Origin of the sequence: Thiothrix subterranea (assembly GCF_016772315.1) — a bacterium.
In the GTDB taxonomy this organism is placed as follows: Bacteria; Pseudomonadota; Gammaproteobacteria; order Thiotrichales; family Thiotrichaceae; genus Thiothrix; species Thiothrix subterranea.
The window spans coordinates 3920365-3938162 of the sequence record NZ_CP053482.1; the positions used below are offsets into that span (position 1 = coordinate 3920365).

21 protein-coding genes are annotated in these 17798 nt (G+C 53.7%); 10 read left to right on the plus strand and 11 right to left on the minus strand.

The features are described 5' to 3' along the window. Nucleotides 1-117: 117 nt before the first annotated feature. Nucleotides 118-546, plus strand: coding sequence for a DNA-binding protein (locus HMY34_RS19270; RefSeq protein WP_228287927.1), 429 nt, complete (start codon nt 118-120; stop codon nt 544-546). A 39-nt stretch (nt 547-585) separates the two neighbouring features. Here HMY34_RS19270 and dapE read toward each other — a convergent pair whose 3' ends face one another. The 9 genes from dapE to HMY34_RS19315 all read right to left on the minus strand — a co-directional run bounded on the left by dapE (nt 586) and on the right by HMY34_RS19315 (nt 7773). Beyond that, nucleotides 586-1728 (minus strand): succinyl-diaminopimelate desuccinylase, encoded by a 1143-nt coding sequence (gene dapE / locus HMY34_RS19275; RefSeq protein WP_202717025.1) that lies wholly within the window; start codon nt 1726-1728, stop codon nt 586-588. A 16-nt stretch (nt 1729-1744) separates the two neighbouring features. Beyond that, entirely contained in the window at nt 1745-2092 is a 348-nt protein-coding gene (locus tag HMY34_RS19280; RefSeq protein ID WP_202717026.1) for an ArsC family reductase, read from the minus strand. Next, nucleotides 2089-2511, minus strand: coding sequence for a S24 family peptidase (locus HMY34_RS19285; protein WP_202717027.1), 423 nt, complete (start codon nt 2509-2511; stop codon nt 2089-2091). Before HMY34_RS19285 ends, HMY34_RS19280 begins: the two co-directional genes overlap by 4 nt. Nucleotides 2512-2514: 3 nt before the next feature. Further along, on the minus strand, nt 2515-3954 hold the full coding sequence (gene cysG / locus HMY34_RS19290) for a siroheme synthase CysG (protein ID WP_202717028.1): 1440 nt from the start codon (nt 3952-3954) through the stop codon (nt 2515-2517). A 19-nt stretch (nt 3955-3973) separates the two neighbouring features. Beyond that, nucleotides 3974-4426 (minus strand): hypothetical protein, encoded by a 453-nt coding sequence (locus HMY34_RS19295; protein WP_202717029.1) that lies wholly within the window; start codon nt 4424-4426, stop codon nt 3974-3976. Between the two features lie 7 nt (nt 4427-4433). Then, nucleotides 4434-4670 (minus strand): hypothetical protein, encoded by a 237-nt coding sequence (locus HMY34_RS19300; protein WP_202717030.1) that lies wholly within the window; start codon nt 4668-4670, stop codon nt 4434-4436. A gap of 8 nt (nt 4671-4678) precedes the next feature. Next, the gene (locus HMY34_RS19305; RefSeq protein ID WP_202717031.1) at nt 4679-5800 is read right to left on the minus strand and encodes a hypothetical protein; all 1122 of its coding nucleotides are present in this window, start codon (nt 5798-5800) and stop codon (nt 4679-4681) included. Nucleotides 5801-5880: 80 nt separating this feature from the next. Then, complete coding sequence (tgt, locus tag HMY34_RS19310; protein WP_202719266.1) at nt 5881-6990, minus strand: tRNA guanosine(34) transglycosylase Tgt; 1110 nt, start codon at nt 6988-6990, stop codon at nt 5881-5883. A 75-nt stretch (nt 6991-7065) separates the two neighbouring features. Beyond that, nucleotides 7066-7773 (minus strand): SH3 domain-containing protein, encoded by a 708-nt coding sequence (locus HMY34_RS19315; RefSeq protein ID WP_202717032.1) that lies wholly within the window; start codon nt 7771-7773, stop codon nt 7066-7068. 153 nt (nt 7774-7926) lie between these two features. Here HMY34_RS19315 and miaB point away from each other — a divergent pair, with 153 nt between their 5' ends. From miaB to eda, 5 genes are all read left to right on the plus strand, one after another. Further along, nucleotides 7927-9294, plus strand: coding sequence for a tRNA (N6-isopentenyl adenosine(37)-C2)-methylthiotransferase MiaB (gene miaB, locus HMY34_RS19320; protein ID WP_202717033.1), 1368 nt, complete (start codon nt 7927-7929; stop codon nt 9292-9294). A 69-nt stretch (nt 9295-9363) separates the two neighbouring features. Continuing rightward, nucleotides 9364-10686 carry a glucose-6-phosphate dehydrogenase gene (gene zwf / locus HMY34_RS19325; protein ID WP_266096939.1) on the plus strand — a complete coding sequence of 441 codons (1323 nt, stop codon included), beginning with the start codon at nt 9364-9366 and terminating at the stop codon, nt 10684-10686. Next, a complete protein-coding gene (locus HMY34_RS20430) occupies nt 10649-10732 on the plus strand; it encodes a hypothetical protein (RefSeq protein WP_266096961.1) in 84 nt (27 codons plus the stop codon). The genes zwf and HMY34_RS20430 overlap by 38 nt, the downstream gene beginning before the upstream one ends. A 107-nt stretch (nt 10733-10839) precedes the next feature. Further along, the gene (edd, locus tag HMY34_RS19330) at nt 10840-12675 is read left to right on the plus strand and encodes a phosphogluconate dehydratase (RefSeq protein WP_443080460.1); all 1836 of its coding nucleotides are present in this window, start codon (nt 10840-10842) and stop codon (nt 12673-12675) included. A 2-nt stretch (nt 12676-12677) separates the two neighbouring features. After that, nucleotides 12678-13316: a bifunctional 4-hydroxy-2-oxoglutarate aldolase/2-dehydro-3-deoxy-phosphogluconate aldolase gene (eda, locus tag HMY34_RS19335; RefSeq protein ID WP_202717034.1), complete on the plus strand. Its 639-nt coding sequence runs from the start codon at nt 12678-12680 to the stop codon at nt 13314-13316. On the opposite strand, the gene HMY34_RS19340 is transcribed toward eda, so the two are convergent. Together HMY34_RS19340 and HMY34_RS19345 are read right to left on the minus strand one after the other, a co-directional pair. Further along, nucleotides 13289-13966, minus strand: coding sequence for a hypothetical protein (locus HMY34_RS19340; RefSeq protein WP_202717035.1), 678 nt, complete (start codon nt 13964-13966; stop codon nt 13289-13291). The two genes, eda and HMY34_RS19340, sit on opposite strands and share 28 nt — an antisense overlap. A gap of 91 nt (nt 13967-14057) precedes the next feature. Then, a complete protein-coding gene (locus tag HMY34_RS19345; protein WP_202717036.1) occupies nt 14058-14246 on the minus strand; it encodes a YgaP family membrane protein in 189 nt (62 codons plus the stop codon). An 88-nt stretch (nt 14247-14334) separates the two neighbouring features. Here HMY34_RS19345 and trpD point away from each other — a divergent pair, with 88 nt between their 5' ends. Genes trpD through HMY34_RS19365 form a run of 4 tightly spaced genes read left to right on the plus strand, consistent with a single transcriptional unit; the run spans nt 14335 to nt 17748 of the window. Beyond that, nucleotides 14335-15357: an anthranilate phosphoribosyltransferase gene (trpD, locus tag HMY34_RS19350; RefSeq protein ID WP_202717037.1), complete on the plus strand. Its 1023-nt coding sequence runs from the start codon at nt 14335-14337 to the stop codon at nt 15355-15357. Then, complete coding sequence (gene trpC, locus HMY34_RS19355; RefSeq protein ID WP_202717038.1) at nt 15357-16151, plus strand: indole-3-glycerol phosphate synthase TrpC; 795 nt, start codon at nt 15357-15359, stop codon at nt 16149-16151. Before trpD ends, trpC begins: the two co-directional genes overlap by 1 nt. Before the next feature lie 20 nt (nt 16152-16171). Next, entirely contained in the window at nt 16172-16957 is a 786-nt protein-coding gene (gene lgt / locus HMY34_RS19360) for a prolipoprotein diacylglyceryl transferase (protein WP_202717039.1), read from the plus strand. Then, nucleotides 16954-17748 carry a thymidylate synthase gene (locus HMY34_RS19365; protein ID WP_202717040.1) on the plus strand — a complete coding sequence of 265 codons (795 nt, stop codon included), beginning with the start codon at nt 16954-16956 and terminating at the stop codon, nt 17746-17748. Before lgt ends, HMY34_RS19365 begins: the two co-directional genes overlap by 4 nt. Nucleotides 17749-17798 lie beyond the last annotated feature (50 nt).

Genomic DNA, 17798 nt, shown 5'->3' on the forward strand with positions numbered 1-17798 from the left:
GTAGAATATTTATTCAGATAATGATGGTTCTAGGGTCAAAACCAAGAAATCACTTCAATGCGTTCTTGTGAGGGAAAAAAAGTGAGAACTGCGGATTATATGGACGGAATGCCCGGCATGACGACTTTACAAAGCAACAGCCATGACAACGAGACAGGTCATACATCCATGCAGACAGATGATGCGATGAATAAACGTGGCAGAGGACGCCCCAAAGGTGCGACTTCCAGTACCCTTGCTGATGTGAGAACACAGGCAGCGGATGAGAAGCGCAAAATTCGGGAAGAACTGACACATAAAATCAATCAGTTACGCAATCAACTTGAAGAGCTTGATGCTAACTACAAAGAAGAAGTGCGTGAGCTTCGTGACGCTTTACGCGCCAGTGAGCAACGGGAAGCCTTTTTCAGAGCAGCGCTAGAAGATCGCTTGCAAGTAGTGGCGGAGCATATTCATAAGAGCCTAACTGACTGGGCAAATGCTGAATTGGAAGAGGGGCAAATCACCCAACGCAAACGTGGGCGACCGCGTAAAACGTTCAAATAAATTCAGCATAAAACCCGCGATACAAGATGCAGCCGGGTATCAGCTCGGCACATCTTTTGTTAGCAGACGCTCCAGAATTTTCTGGTAAATAATCGTGAGTGCGTTTAAATCATCGACTGCAACACATTCGTTGATTTTATGTATGGTTTTGTTTACAGGCCCTAATTCCATGACCTGTGCACCTGTCGGCGCGATGAAACGTCCGTCTGATGTCCCGCCTGCGGTAGACAGTTCAGTGGCCTGCCCGCTTACCGCCTGAATTGCTGCGACACTCGCATCGACCAAATCGCCACGCGGTGTCAAAAACGGGTTTCCCGAAAGCGTCCATTTCAGCTCATACTTCAACCCGTGACGGTTAAAAATCGCTTCCACTTGTTCGCGCAAACCCATTTCTGTTTGCTGGGTCGAAAAGCGGAAGTTGAATTCTACGTGCAGCGTTCCCGGAATCACATTATTCGCACCCGTTCCACCTTTGATATTGGAAATCTGGAAGCTGGTTGGCGGGAAGAATTCATTGCCCTTGTCCCATTCGATGCTCACCAGTTCCGCCAACGCAGGTGCAGCGCGGTGGATGGGGTTGTCTGCCAAATGCGGGTACGCCACATGCCCTTGCTGCCCGATCACGGTGAGTACGCCATTGAGTGAACCGCGCCGCCCGTTTTTCACCACGTCACCCACGCAGCAAGTGCTGGAAGGTTCGCCGACTAAGCACCAGTCGATTTTCTCGTTGCGCTGCTCTAGCACTTCCACGACTTTGACCGTGCCATTGATGGAAGGGCCTTCTTCGTCGCTGGTAATCAAAAATGCAATCGAACCTTGATGATCCAGGTTTTCGCGCACGAAGGTTTCGCAAGCAATGGTGAATGCGGCAATGCTGCCTTTCATATCCGCAGCGCCACGCCCGTAGAGCATTCCATCACGAATTTCTGGCTGAAACGGATGGCTATCCCACGCATCCAGCGGGCCGGTGGGGACAACATCGGTATGCCCTGCAAAGCAGAATACGGGGGAGGTGCTACCACGGCGTAGCCAGATATTATCCACGTCGCCAAAGCGCAGGTGTTCAGCAACAAAGCCCAGCGGCGCAAGGCGATCAGCCAGTAATTGCTGGCAACCTTCGTCCAATGGCGTGACGGAGGGGCGCGAAATTAAGTCGATAGCAAGATCGAGAGTAGCGGACATCAAAGAATCTCGTGTTTTAGTTTTGAAAAAGCTCGCGGTAAGTATCCGGCGAAAAGCCCACCACATGCCGCGTCCCCGTGTCGAGCAACGGACGTTTAATGATCGACGGCAATTCTTCCATTACCACTAACGCAATCGCCTCATCCATGTTCTCGCGGGTTTCTTCTGGCAGTTTGCGCCAAGTCGTGCCTTTGCGGTTGACCAGTGTTTCCCAGCCGAACTCCGCGACCCATGCACGTAACCATACCGGATTTACGCCATCCTTACGAAAATCGTGGAAGGTGTATTCAATGCCGCGTTCGCCCAGCCACGCACGGGCTTTTTTCACGGTGTCGCAGTTGGGGATGCCGTACATAATGGTCATTTGTCGTACCACTTGTGGTAAGTGCGGCGTTTGCCGTTCGGTGGGCGATAACTGCCCGCTGAACGCTGGGTAATCACGCCTTCGATGCGATTCATGCCGCTGATCTCAATCGCTTCGTAGTCCTCATTCAGAGCCACGAGGATGTATTTGCCTTCGACAATGCGCAATTGGCGAAAAATGTATTCGTCTTTGTCGTCAATCGCGAACACATATGCGCCATCCCGCACGATACCGGTCGGGTCGATCACGATCACACAACCTTTGGCGAATTCCGGTTCCATACTGTCGTCGATGACTTGCATGGCATAGGGTTCGTTTTCGGAACAATTGCCTTCGGAACTCATGTTGTGTTTGAAATCTTGCCCGGTGGCGGTCAAGTTTTGCTTGAAGGTTTCAACGCTGATGCGGGTTTCGGACATGGCTTATACCTCTACAGGGGCAACAGGGTGATCGAGGCTGAATTCGCTGGCAATGACGTGGCGTTGCGGTTCGTACCAATGCAATTTGCTATGCAAATTAACCACTTCGCCAACGATGGTGAGGGTGGGGGCGCGAACCCCGCTGTCTTTCACCAATTGCGGCAAGGTGGCAATCGTGCCGATGTGGACGCGCTGGTTGCGGGTTGTACCTTGCTCGACCAATGCCGCAGGCGTATCGCCGGAACGCCCGAAGGCTTGCAATTGCTGGCTGATCACTTCAATGCCAGTTAAACCCATGTAGAACACCACGGTTTGATTCGGTTGTGACAATTGCGCCCAATTCAGGTCGATGCTGCCGTCTTTCAAATGCCCGGTGGCAAAGGTGCAAGATTGCGCGTAATCGCGGTGCGTCAATGGAATGCCTGCGTAAGACGAACAGCCAGAAGCGGCGGTAATGCCGGGGACGACTTGGAACGGCACGCAGTTTTCCGCCAGCGTTTCGATTTCTTCGCCGCCACGCCCGAAGATGAACGGGTCGCCGCCTTTCAGACGCAACACGCGCTTGCCTTGCTTGGCGAGTTTCACCAGTAAGTCGTTGATTTGATCTTGCGGTACGGCGTGGCTGGCTTTTTCTTTGCCGACATAAATGCGTTCGGCGCGTTGGTTTGCCATGTCCAGAATCGACTTGGACACGAGGCGGTCGTACACCATCACATCGGCTTGCTGCATCAGGCGCAAGGCTTTGAAGGTCAGCAAATCGGGGTCGCCGGGACCTGCGCCGACCAAATAGACTTCGCCCATCGTTTGCCCATCGGGGTAGCTTGCCAGCATTTCATCCAGCAAACGGCGGGCATCTTCGACGTGACCCGCGTAAACCAATTCAGCAAACGGGCCTTTCAAGGCTTTTTCCCAGAAGGTTTTGCGTTGCGCTTCGGGCAGGTGTTTTTTCACGATGTCGCGGTATTCTTCGGTGATACCCGCCAGTTCGCCGCATTGCGGGGGAATCATGGTTTCCAGCTTCATCCGCAATTGCCGCGCTAACACGGGGGACGCGCCGCCGGTGGAAATGGCAATGGTGACGGGCGAGCGGTCAACGACAGAGGGGATAATGAAACTGCCCACGCTGGCATCATCGACCACGTTCACCGGCATATTTCGCGCATCGGCAAGGCTGGCAATGTGCGCATTGACGCTGGGATTATTAGTCGCAGCAATGACGAGGAATTGCCCATCAATGTCGCCATCCGCGAACGGACGCGCATGGTGCTGGACACGTTGCCCGCTAATGATAATGCCCATTTCCGTGGTGATGTCGGGGGCAATTAACGTCACGACAGCTCCGGCTTTGAGCAGGCTATCCACTTTACGTTCGGCTACTTTGCCACCGCCAACAACGAGGCATTGACGGTTATGCAGGTCGAGAAAGACGGGAAAACGATCCATTTATCACCTAAAAACTGGGTTATTTGCCACGTTTGGGGCGGCTTTCGTAGTGGACGACACCTTTGACGAGTTCGCCATACGGGAAATCGGCAATGTTAGCGTATTTTGACAGCGCGATGTTGACCAATGCGTAGATGTCTTGCGTGGTTTTTGCCGCTATTTGCTCAGGAAACAAGTGCTGTTGCAGGGCTAAGGTGCCACCTGCTTGCACTTTTAGTTCCTTATTGTGTGGCAATGGGCCATCAATCAGGGTTTCACGCAGCGCAAAGCGGGATTTTTCACGCAAGGTGTCTAAAAAAACCGTGCAATTGGCGAGGCTGGCTTCCGATTTGCAGCCAACGGCTTCGCGGGTTGCCAGCAGGAAACGTTCGTGACGGCTGCAATCGCAACGGCGATTATTTAACGCTTTCTCGAATACGCAGCGGTTGGCGTTAACTTCGCGGTAAACACTGCGGTATTGGTCTTCATCCATGCGCGGTTTACTTTTCCCATTCCATCAGGATGGGTTTTTCGCGAGTTTCGTGCAGGTTTTCTTCGGCTTCCAATTGGCTGGCAGCGAAGACGATTTTGACGATGGCTTTGTCGCCGGGTTCTTGCTTGGCTCGCAAGTCACGCGCCAGTTCACGCGCGTCTTTGTAAACTTCACAGGCTTGCTGCATGTCCAGATTTTTGATCATCGGGTTGGGTTGGGTGATTTTGAACACGTAGTAGGGCATGGGTGTACCTATTTGAGTAAAAGGGTGGTTTGCGCCAGCAAGGGTTTGATCAAGGGTTCGAGGCGTTTGCGCATCACTGAACCGACCGAATCGTTGCCGCCAAAATACGGAATGAGGGAATCTTCCCCCATTTGCGCGAGTATTAACATAGCCTTAAATAGGGGCAATGTGTCGGGATTCAAGGTGTCACGCACGGCTTTTGCATCGGCTGGGCAATCATCATCCGTGTGGCAAAATTGTTCGGCGCGTTGCAGGGCGGTATTCAGGTCGCGTACTCCACGAGATTCCGGTAAAGGTAGCGGGAAACGTTTGTCGATGGCGATGAATAAGGAGATGACGACTTCTTGATCGACGGGTTTTTCGAGTGCTAGTTGCAGGGCGCGTAACCAATTTTGCCCTGCGCTATCAAGCGTTTGGCTGAAGGCTTGGGCGTAGGGGTTGTTTGCGTCGAGTTGCGTTGCCAGTTGTGCGATGAGGTCAGCGTGGTGACGATGCGGCTTGGCGGGCAAGGGAATGTACGTGGGGTCAGCGTGCAGGAAACCGATGTAGAATGGGTTTTTGCGTTTGGCGCGTTCCCACAGTTTGCTGCGTTCGGCGGGGGAAATGAGTTCACCTTGCAGGCAGAGGCGCACGGTGTCTACTACGTCGAGTTGGATTTCCTCGAAGGGCAGGAATTCGAGCAGGTAGGCGGTGAGTTCTTTGCCAAGTTCGCCCGCGACAACTTCGGGGTTTTCTAACAGGCAACGGGCGTTGGTGGCACTGGGGCTTGCCCACCAAGCGCGTTTCGCGATGTCGTGGCTTAAACCGGGGGTGTAGACCACGGCGGCGACGGCTTCGGGTTCGCCAAGGAGCAGCATTTGGTCGAGGTTATTGCGGGCGTGACCCATGCGCGTCCAGCGTTTCAGGAAAATCGGGTAGCCGCCGGGTGAGCCGGTGACTTTCATGGAGAGCAATTCGCGTACCCAGCGCAGGTATTGCTCGTCCCGCGCCGTGGGGTTGAGGCGCACTTTCGCTTCGCCCCGCTCGGTGAGGGCGTGGACGGTCATGGTGGACTCGTTGATGCGCACGGCTTGCAGCGGTTGGGCAAGCAGGACGTTGAGCCGCAGGTTGTCTTCGTTGGAAAGCTGCAAGGGGTGTACCGATTATCCTAGGAAATATGTCAAGATTATCGGGGTAGGGCGGCGCGATGCCAATAACCCTGTTGTGGTAGTCAGCAATCCTCAGCCTTGGTGCGTAAGGCATAAAAATCGCGCACGAAGGTTGCAAACGTCCCCGCTGCAATCGCGTCACGGATACCGCGCATCAGTTCTTGGTAGTAATACAGGTTGTGGATGGTGTTCAGCCGCGCACCCAAAATTTCGGTGCATTTGTCCAAATGGCGTAGGTAGGCGCGGGAATAATGCTGGCACGTGTAGCATCCGCACTGTTCATCAATTGGGCGGGTATCGTGCTGGTATTGGCTGTTGCGGATTTTCAACGTGCCGTAGCGGGTAAATAAAAAGCCGTTACGCGCATTGCGGGTGGGGATGACGCAATCGAACATATCCACCCCGCGCCTGACACCTTCCACAATGTCTTCGGGTTTGCCAACACCCATGAGGTAACGCGGGCGGTCAGTGGGGAGTTCGGGCAGGGTGCATTCCAGCACTTTGTCGCGTTCGTCTTTGGGTTCGCCAACCGATAAGCCGCCGATGGCGTAGCCGTCAAAACCGATGTCAAGCAAGCCGTGGGCGGAAATTTTGCGCAAATCTTCGTACATGCCGCCTTGCACAATGCCAAACAGGGCGGAGGGGTTGCCCTCGTGTGCGTCTTTGCTGCGTTTTGCCCAGCGCAAGGAAAGCTCCATCGAATGGCGGGCTTCGTCGGGCGTGGCGGGGAAGGGGGTGCATTCGTCGAAAATCATTACGATGTCCGAGCCGAGTTCACGCTGCACTTGCATCGACGATTCCGGGGTCATCAGCACTTTTGCGCCATTCACGGGGGATTGGAAGCGCACGCCTTCTTCGGAAATCTTGCGCATTTCCGCCAGTGAAAACACTTGGAAACCGCCAGAATCGGTAAGAATCGGTTTTTCCCAATGCATAAAGCCGTGCAAATCGCCGTGCAATTGCACAATCTCCGTGCCGGGGCGCAGCATTAGGTGGAAGGTATTGCCGAGGATGATTTCTGCGCCAATGCCTTGCAGTTCTTCGGGGGTCATGGCTTTGACCGTGCCATACGTGCCAACCGGCATAAAGGCGGGGGTTTCTACTGTGCCACGCGGAAAGGTAAGGCGACCGCGCCGCGCATTGCCATCGGTGGTGAGCAGGTCGAACTGCATGTGGGACATGGGGGTTCCTTGCACAGAGGAGAAAAGGGCAGAGTGTACCCATGATCTCCCTGTTTTTCTATGCTGTTACCGCACTTGGCAGCACCCTGACACGACTCTCTGGTTATTCAACACCGCTGTAACGCTATACGGATAATTGGTATCCGACATGCCGTCGCTGCAACTGCTGACTTTTTGCATGAACGCTTGAGTATTATTTGTACCAGCGACTCCGGCAATTACTGCGATGGTGGCGTTATTTGCCGATGTTTGGCGAAACGTGACGGGTACGCTGTAGCGAGGGCCATCCATCATATTCACGTTTAAATTGGCATCGGTGACTTCAATGCTCCAAAAAGGTTCAGTGCCGCTGCACACCAAGCTATTGCTGGCAGCCTTGGCAGGCGGTGGCGTGACATTAGACGGAACTTTGATCGGTGGTACAACAACCGCAGGTGGTGCAGCAGGTGCTGGCGTTGGCGTGGGTGGTGCGTTTGCTGCTTGGTCTTCCGGCAATAAGTAACGTTTGCTGACCCAGCCGCCGACACCGTTCCAGTAAATTTTTGCCCAGACGGTGCTACCGACTTTTTTCTCTTCACCCGTGGTCACAATGCCCTGACCATTGTGTGGGATTCTACCGACAACGCTGCTACCCGTGCCTGCATTGGCTCGCATGTTTAAGAATTCGCCTGTTGTCACGCCAGTGATCACATATACATCGCTGGCAGCCTGCACGCTGGAAACGCTCAGTGCCAACGCTAAAGCGAGTGCTGAAAAAAATGAAGCTGTTTTCATGGTGTATTCCTACGATTTCTATTCATTAAAGCGCCCCTCGCGGGCATTACACCCACAATTTTAGCGCGTTTTTTGTGAAAAGTTGTCTGTATTCCGTAGAGCGCGGATAATAGCGCGTTTCCCCACGCTTTCACGACGGATAGAACGGACACAATGGCAGGCAAAATTTTTATCGAAACCCACGGATGTCAAATGAACGAGTACGACTCAGCCAAGATGCTGGACGTGCTGCATCATGCGCAGGGTATGGAACTCACCGACAATCCGGCGGAAGCGGATGTTTTACTGATGAATACCTGTTCGATCCGAGAAAAAGCGCAGGAAAAAGTATTCTCGCAATTGGGGCGCTGGAAAAAACTCAAAGACAAAAATCCCAATATTGTGATTGGTGTTGGCGGTTGTGTGGCAAGTCAGGAAGGCGAAGCCTTGCGGCAACGTGCGCCGGTGGTGGATGTGGTATTTGGCCCGCAAACCTTGCACCGCTTGCCGGACATGATTCGCCAAGTACGCACCGAACACCATGCGGTGGTGGATATTTCTTTCCCCGAAATCGAAAAGTTCGACAATTTGCCCGAACCGCGTGCCGAAGGCCCTACGGCGTTCGTGTCGGTGATGGAGGGTTGTAGCAAATATTGCACCTTCTGTGTGGTGCCTTACACCCGTGGCGAAGAAATTTCCCGCCCCTTTGATGACGTGATTACCGAAGTCGCGCAACTCGCGGCGCAAGGTGTGCGCGAAGTCAATTTGCTGGGGCAAAATGTCAATGCGTATCGTGGCAAAATGCACGACGGTTCGATTGCTGACCTTGCCATGCTGATCACCTTGGTGGCAGCGGTTGATGGCATTGATCGGATTCGTTACACCACTTCACACCCCAACGAATTCAACGACAGTTTGATTGAGGTGTACGCGGATGTGCCGGAATTGGTCAGCCATTTGCACTTGCCCGTGCAAAGCGGTTCTGACCGGATTCTGATGGCGATGAAGCGCAATCACATGGCGATTGAATACAAAGCCAAAATCCGCAAATTACGCAAAATTCGCCCCGATTTGAGCTTGTCATCCGACTTTATTATCGGTTTCCCCGGTGAAACCGAGCAGGATTTTGCCGATACCATGAAGCTGATTGAAGAGATGAACTTCGACCTGAGTTTCAGCTTTATTTACAGCCAACGCCCCGGCACACCTGCCGCGAGCTTGCCGGATGATGTGCCGCAATCGGTAAAAAAAGACCGTTTACAGCATTTGCAAACCCGCATTCTGGCGCAAGCCAACGCCATTAGCGAAGCAATGGTGGGGACGGTGCAACGGGTGTTGGTGGAACGTCCTTCTCGCAAACATGAGCAAATGGCAGGGCGCACTGAGAATAATCGCGTGGTGAATTTTGATGGGGCGGCGAATTTGATTGGTCGGTTCGTGGATGTCCGCATCACCGAAGCGCAACCGAATTCTTTGCGCGGTAAAATTGTCGCGGTGGAAAGTATGGTTGGGCGGATGGTGATGGAGCGTATTCACCCGTAGCAAGTTCATGGCGTAAAACTTGCATCGTCACCCCGGCAGTAAAATTGAATAACTGACGGAGCTAAGGGTATGAGTCAAGTCATTATTCCGGTAGCCGCGTTCGATCTGGTCATCTTTGGTGGAACAGGTGATTTGGCGTTACGCAAGTTATTACCGGCATTATTTCGACGGGATGCAGCGGGGCAAATTCCCGCCCCAGCCCGCATTATTGGGCTGGCATTGAACCAGCAAACCACCGCAGAGTATCGCGATCAGGTAGCCGATGCCCTGCAAAGCCATCTGGATGCCAACGAATTACAAGCTGGAATGTTGGAGCGTTTTCTAGCGCGTCTCGAATACCGTGTGACCAATGTTGGGGATATTGCCAGCTTCCAAGCCCTTGCCACTTTGCTGGACGAACACCCAGAGCGGGTGCGCGTTTATTATCTGGCCGTCGCTCCGGCACTGTTCGACCCGATTTCTCACGGTTTAGCGGCGGCAGGCTTGGCGGGCAATAATGCGCGGCTAGTGGTGGAAAAACCGTTAGGGCATGATTATGCGAGTGCCGCCCGCCTGAATGCGCAGATTGGCGAAGTGTTTGACGAACACGCCATCTACCGCATTGACCATTACCTCGGTAAGGAAACGGTGCAGAACTTGATGGCACTGCGCTTTGCCAATGCCCTGTTTGAGCCGATTTGGAATGCACAGTGCATTGATCATGTGCAAATTACCGCCGCCGAATCCTTGGGTGTGGGTACACGCGGTGGCTATTATGACAATGCAGGGGCTATCCGCGACATGGTGCAAAACCATTTGTTGCAGTTGCTGTGCTTGATTGCCATCGAACCCCCTTACCGCTTTGAAGCGGACGCCGTGCGCGATGAAAAACTCAAAGTATTGCGTTCCCTACGCCCCATTAGCGGGCATAAAGTGCGCGACTACACCGTGCGCGGGCAATATTCGGGAACATCAACCACCCCGTCTTACACCGATGAAGTGGGCAATCCGGCAAGTTTGACCGAATCGTATGTTGCCTTGAAAGTCGAAATTGACAGTTGGCGCTGGTCTGGCGTGCCGTTCTATTTGCGTACCGGCAAACGTTTGAAAGCCCAAGCCGCTGAAATTGCGGTGGTGTTTAAAAAACCTTCTCACGTCATGTTTGGCGAATTGCATACCCCGATTCTCCCCAATGTATTGAGTATGCGTTTGCAGCCGGATGAGGGTTTGCGTTTGCACATTATGACCAAAGAGCCGGGGCCTGGGGGATTTCGTTTGCACGATATTCCGTTGGATATGGCGTTTGCAGAACGTCAGGATGCAGGCTGGCGGATGCCGGATGCCGGATGCTTACGAACGCTTGGTGATGGATGTGGTGCGCGGTCATCAAACCCTGTTCATGCGCGGCGATGAAGTGGAGGCGGCATGGCAATGGATTGATCCGATTATCGAAGCCTAGCAATTATCGGGCACCAAGCCGGATGGCTACGAACCGGGCAGTTCCGGGCCGATTTCGGCGATTGAAATGATGGCACGGGACGGACGCCGCTGGCGGGAGATCGAAGCATGAGCATGAATAACCTTCACCCTCAATTAGTGGCAGTGACGCAGCGTATCGAAGCCCGCAGTGCGCCCACCCGCCGTGCATACTTGCAACAGATTGCCGCTGCCGACCCGGTGACGCCGCGCAGCAAGCTGAGTTGCGGCAATTTGGCGCACGCCGTTGCAGCCGTTCCTAACGCCGACAAGCTGAAGTTGGTGGAATGGACGGCAGGCAACCTCGGTATTGTGACCGCTTACAACGACATGCTTTCCGCACACCAGCCGTTTGTGTATTACCCCGATGTGATCAAAGCGGCAGCGCGTGAAGTCGGCGGCACAGCGCAAGTGGCGGGTGGCGTTCCGGCGATGTGTGACGGTGTGACCCAAGGGCAGGCGGGCATGGAACTGTCGCTGTTTTCCCGCGATGTGATTGCGATGAGCGCAGGGATTGCCTTGTCGCACAATGTGTTCGATGCAGCGGTTTTCCTTGGCGTATGCGATAAAATTGTGCCGGGCTTGGTGATTGCGGCGGCGAGTTTTGGGCATTTACCGTGCATTTTCTTACCCGCAGGGCCGATGGTGTCCGGTTTGGCGAATGACGCGAAAAGCAAGGTGCGTCAGCAATACGCCGAGGGCAAAATCGGGCGTGACGAATTGTTGCAATGCGAAATGCAGTCTTACCACGGCGTTGGCACTTGCACCTTTTACGGCACGGCGAATAGCAACCAAATGCTGATGGAATTCATGGGCTTGCAATTGCCGGGAAGCAGTTTTGTGAATCCGGGTACGCCATTGCGCGAAGCCTTAACCGTGGCGGGGGCGCAGCGTGCGTTGGCGATGACAGCGCAAGGGCAGGATTACACCCCAGCAGCACACATTCTCAGCGTACAAGCCTTTGTCAATGGGATTGTGGGGCTGAATGCGACAGGTGGATCGACCAATTTATTGCTGCATCTGGTGGCAATGGCGCGGGCGGCGGGCATTGTGATTTGCCCAGAAGATTTTGCGGACTTATCCGCGATTACGCCGCTGATGGCGCGGGTGTACCCCAACGGCGTGGCGGACGTGAACCATTTTCACGCGGCAGGCGGTTTGCAATTCGTGATTGGCGAGTTGTTGGCAGCCGGTTTATTGCATGAAGAGGTGGCAACGGTAGCCGGTAAGGGGCTGCACCATTATACCCAAGAGGCATATCTCGCCGCCGATGGTACGGTTGCATGGCGTGACGGCGCGAGCATTAGCCATGATGACACGGTATTACGCCCGGTCGCCCAAGCCTTTCAGCTTTCTGGGGGCGTGGTGCGCTTAGTGGGTAATTTAGGCGATGCCGTGATCAAAGTATCCGCCGTTAAACCGGAAAAATACCTGATTGAAGCGCCTGCCAAGGTTTTCCATGATCAGGCAGCGGTCAAAGCCGCGTTTGAAGCGGGTGAACTGGAAGGTGATTTTGTGTGCGTGGTGCGTTTCCAAGGGCCTAAAGCCAATGGAATGCCTGAATTGCACGGTTTAACCCCAATTCTGGGGCTGTTGCAAGACCGTGGGCAAAGCGTGGCATTGGTCACGGATGGCAGAATGTCGGGGGCGAGTGGCAAAGTGCCTGCCGCGATTCATGTCAGCCCCGAAGCGATGGATGGCGGTGCGCTTGCCAAAGTCCGCGATGGCGATGTGATTCGTTTGGATGCGCATCACGGGCATCTGGAGGTATTGGCGCAGGATTTTACCGAGCGCGAAGCGGCAACTGCCGATTTGAGTATGAATGCAACCGGCTGTGGACGGGATTTATTCGACGTATTCCGTACTCACGTCAGTGCAGCCGCAAGCGGGGCAAGCGCCCTGTTTTCCGATACAGCGAGGGTGTAAGCATGTCAGTTAGAAGTATTTGTCAGCAAGTGCCGGTGATTCCGGTATTAGTGGTGAAAGACCTTGCCATCGCCGAGTCACTCGCCTTGGCGTTAGTCGGCGGTGGTTTGCATGTCTTGGAAGTAACCTTGCGCACGCCGGTCGCCTTGGAAGTCATCCGCCGCATGAGCGCCGTCCCCGGTAGCATTGTCGGTGCAGGCACGGTGTTAACCACCGCCGATGTGAAAGCGGTGAAGGCAGCAGGAGCGGCGTTTGCCGTTTCCCCCGGTGCTACCGAACGTTTGTTGGCGGCGGCTGAGGATGCAGGCTTGCCGTTGCTGCCCGGTGTGGCCACGGTATCCGAAGTGATGCGGCTGGTGGAGCGTGGTTTCGATACCTTGAAGTTTTTCCCAGCGGAAGCCGCCGGTGGGGTGAAGATGTTGAAATCCATCCACGGCCCCCTGCCGGACGTGCGTTTTTGCCCAACAGGGGGAATCAGCGAGCAAACCTTCGGCGACTATTTGGCACTGCCGAATGTGTTGTGTGTGGGCGGCTCTTGGCTAACCCCGGAGGCAATGCTGAGTGCGCACGACTGGCAGGGCATTGCAGCACTGGCACGTAAAACCGTGGGTCTCTACAATCCGCCCGCGAATTCCGCATAGCCTTGCATAAATGCCAGTTTTTCCTGCGGAATACTGACATTCACGCCTGCGCCCTGCAATTGTTCGAGCAGTGCTGCACCTTGGCTTAAAATCGCCAGTAACTGCACTTCATCAAACATTTGCAGGGCTAATTGCAGCTCGTCCTTATCCGCAGACAGCAGGGTGGGAACGAGTTCGTCAGGGTGAATTGGGGAGGCAGGGTGCAATAGATCTGCCACTAACGGTGCATCCAGCAACGCAAAATGGGCTTCGCGTGCCATTTCTTCCTGATCAAGCTCCAAGTGGGCTTGAGCATCATTGCCAGCACCACGGCGCACGCTTGTCATCATAAAGCCCAGCAATTTGCGAATAGCGCCTTTCATGGCAGTGGTATCGCTGCCAATGCTGGAGGCACTTTCATACGCCCGATCCAGCCGGTCTTTGAGCTGCAAAATCACCTCACTCTCAACATTGCCAGTGAGCGAAGTCGTTTCTTCCAGCAAGGCGCGGAATTCGGTGTTGAAGGTTTGCAGGGCTTCGTGGTCAAGGCGTTGCGCGTCGATGAGATTGTCATCGTCTAATGTGGGAGCATTGGGGAACAGCGGGTTGCTGGCTTTACGGAGTAAATGACGCTCGTGTGAACCGGGCTGTTCACTGGGTTTGATGATCATGATGCAAACTATCCATTCTAAAAATGGTAGTGAATATCGCACACTGACTGGCTACCGGCAAATGACGGTAGCCAGCGCAGTAGAAATCCTCTTACCTTTTGTTGGTATTCATGCCAATCAGTTTGTAGGCTGGGCAAAAGTTCAGATAGCCAGTGGCCAGTAGCGCAATCCCAAGCAGAATCAACAGGAAGCCGCCCTTAAACACCAAGCCCCAAATTAGCAGGACAGCGCCTGCCCCGAAGCGGATATTTCTATCCATGCTGCCAACGTTCTTTTCCATAAGACACCTCTTTCAGTAGTGAACACAAAAGACCAAATCCATGTTAGCATTCGTACATATCTATCTTAGCAAGAATTAAGCGGATTTCATGGAATTGCAAAAATTTATACGTAAAATCACTGAAAACGGCTCATTTTCCACCGAAGAAATGACGGCTGCGATGCGTACCATCATGACAGGTCAGGCGACTCCCGCGCAAATCGGTGGGTTTCTGATTGGCTTGAGGATGCGCGGTGAAACGGTCACGGAAATCAGTGCCGCTGCTAGTGTCATGCGCGAATTATCGACCCGCGTTGAGGTGTCGCCGGAACATTTGGTGGATACCTGCGGTACGGGCGGGGATTCGTCTGGCACGTTTAATATTTCTACTGCCAGTGCGTTTGTTGCGGCGGCGGCGGGAGCGCGAGTCGCCAAACACGGCAATCGTTCTATTTCCAGCAAATCCGGCAGCGCGGATGTGTTGGAAGCGGCGGGCGTGAATTTGAACATTACGCCTGAACAGGTGGCTGAGTGCATCAATACCTTGGGTGTGGGTTTCTTGTTTGCGCAAAAGCATCACAGTGCAATGGGGCACGCGAGTGCGCCACGCCGTGAGTTGGGTGTACGCACGATTTTCAACCTGCTGGGGCCGATGTCGAATCCAGCAAATGCGCCCAACCAAGTCCTAGGCGTATTCGATCAACATTGGGTACGCCCAATGGCTGAAGTGTTGAAAACCTTGGGAAGTCATCACGTGATGGTGGTTCATGCTGCCGATGGGCTGGATGAAATCAGTACCGCCGCCCTGACATTTGTGGCAGAACTGAAAGACGGTGTGATCACCGAATACACCATCCAGCCCGAAGATGTGGGTGTGCAGCAGTCCAGCCTCGACAGTGTGCGGGTGGAAACGGCGCAAGAGAGTTTGCAACTGATTCAGCGCGTGTTTGCCGGTGAGCAAGGCACAGCGCGTGACATTGTGTGCTTGAATGCGGGTGCGGCAATTTACGTTGCAGGTCTGGCGGATAGCCATGCTGCTGGTGTTGCGAAAGCCCAGCAAGTGCTGGATTCTGGTGCAGCCGCTGTGCGTTTGCAGCAATTGATTGACTTAACCAAAAGTTTTGATGCCTGATGAGTACCCCTGATATTTTGCAAAAAATCCTGCGTACTAAGCAGGAAGAAATCGCGGCACGTTCTGCCGTGCGTAGCTTGGCACAATTGCAGGCAGAGGCAGCGAGTGCTTCGCCCGTGCGCGGTTTCGAGCAAGCCATGCGCAAGCGTTTGGCAGCGGGTGAATCGGCGGTGATTGCGGAAATCAAAAAAGCCTCACCCAGCAAAGGTTTGATTCGTGCGGATTTCGATCCGCCTGCGATTGCGGCGAGTTACGAACGTGGCGGTGCAGCGTGTTTGTCGGTGCTGACCGATGCACAATATTTCCAAGGTAGCGAAAGCTACTTGCAAGCCGCGCGTGCCGCCTGCCAATTGCCCGTTATTCGTAAAGATTTCATCGTTGATCGGTATCAGGTTTACGAAGCACGGGCGATTGGTGCAGATTGCATCCTGCTGATCGTGGCGGCATTGGCTGATGCACAGATGATGGATCTGTACGCGCTGGCAACGGAACTGGGCATGGATGCACTGATTGAAGTGCATGACAAGGATGAACTTGGGCGTGCCTTGCGTCTCAATGCGCCACTGATCGGCATCAATAACCGCAACCTGCGGACGTTTGAAACGTCTCTGCAAACGACCCTTGATCTGCTTCCTGATGTGCCAGAGGATGTTCTGCTTATCACAGAAAGCAGCATCCATACCCCCGCCGATGTGCAACTGATGCGTGACCACGGCGTGAACGCCTTTCTGGTGGGCGAAGCCTTCATGCGGGCGGAAGACCCCGGCTCCGAACTCAAAAAACTGTTTTTCTAGCAAGCGAGTAAACACAACTTATGCTGGTACACCCTCAATTTGACCCCGTTGCGTTATCGCTGGGCCCGTTGCAAGTGCATTGGTACGGGCTAATGTACGTGATCGGTTTCCTCGGCTTTTTATTCATTGGCAAAATGCGTGCGAAAGAACCCCGTAGCGTCATGACCGAAGACCGTGTGGATGACATGATGTTCTGGGGCGCTCTCGGCGTGGTTGCCGGTGGGCGCATTGGTTACATGCTGTTTTATAACCTGAAAGGTTTTTTGTCTGACCCGATTTCGTTGTTCCAGATTTGGGACGGTGGCATGAGTTTCCACGGCGGTTTGCTGGGGGTGATTCTGGCGATGTTCTTGTTGGCGCGGCGTTGGAAACTGACGTTCTTTCAAGTCAGTGATTTTGTTGCGCCACTTGTTCCCATCGGTTTGGGCGCGGGGCGTATCGGCAATTTCATCAACGGCGAATTGTGGGGCAGGTCAACGGATGTGCCGTGGGGCATGGTGTTCCCGCAAGTGGATAATATCGTGCGGCATCCGTCACAGCTTTATCAAGCATTCCTCGAAGGTTTGGTGCTATTCCTCGTGCTGAATTGGTTTCGGAAGCGTTCGCCGCCGGTGGGAGCAATTTCTGGCTTATTTCTTGTCGGCTACGGCATGGCGCGGATTATTGTGGAATTTGTGCGTGAACCGGATGCGCAACTCGGCTACGTGGCATGGGGTTGGGTTACACAGGGGCAGGTGTTGAGTGTGCCGATGATTCTGCTCGGCGTGTTGTTTATGTGGTTTGCGTATAAAAAGGCGAAGGCATGAAGCAATACCTCGATTTAATGCGCCATGTCCGTGATCGCGGTGTCGTCAAAGCCGACCGCACGGGTACGGGTACGGTGTCGGTATTCGGTTATCAGATGCGCTTTGATTTGAGTACTGGGTTTCCGGTTGTTACTACCAAAAAATTGCATTTGCGCTCGATTATTCACGAGTTGCTGTGGTTTCTGAAAGGCGACACCAATATCCGTTACTTGAAAGAAAACGGCGTGAGTATTTGGGATGAATGGGCAGATGAAAACGGTGAGTTGGGGCCGGTTTACGGCTACCAGTGGCGCAATTGGCCAACTCCTGATGGGCGGCATATTGACCAGATTGCGCAAATTATCCAGCAATTAAAAACCAACCCTGATTCGCGCCGGATTATTGTCAGCGCTTGGAATGTGGCGAATGTGGACAATATGGCATTGCCGCCGTGCCACGCTTTTTTCCAGTTTTACGTGGCGGAAGGTAAGCTGTCCTGTCAGTTGTACCAGCGCAGTGCGGATATTTTCCTTGGTGTGCCGTTTAATATTGCCTCTTACGCCTTGCTGACCATGATGGTGGCGCAAGTGACAGGGTTGCAACCCGGTGAATTCATTCACACGTTAGGGGATGCACATTTGTATTCTAATCATTTGGAGCAGGTGGAATTGCAACTGAGCCGTGAACCGTATGCGTTGCCGCAGATGAAATTGAACCCGGCAGTGACCGATCTGTTCGCATTTACTTATGATGACTTTGAATTGGTTGATTACGCACACCATCCGCTGATTAAAGCACCAATCGCGGTTTGACTAGCGCCGCCCACTCACGCAAACTATTGGCATAATAATAGTGTGGATAC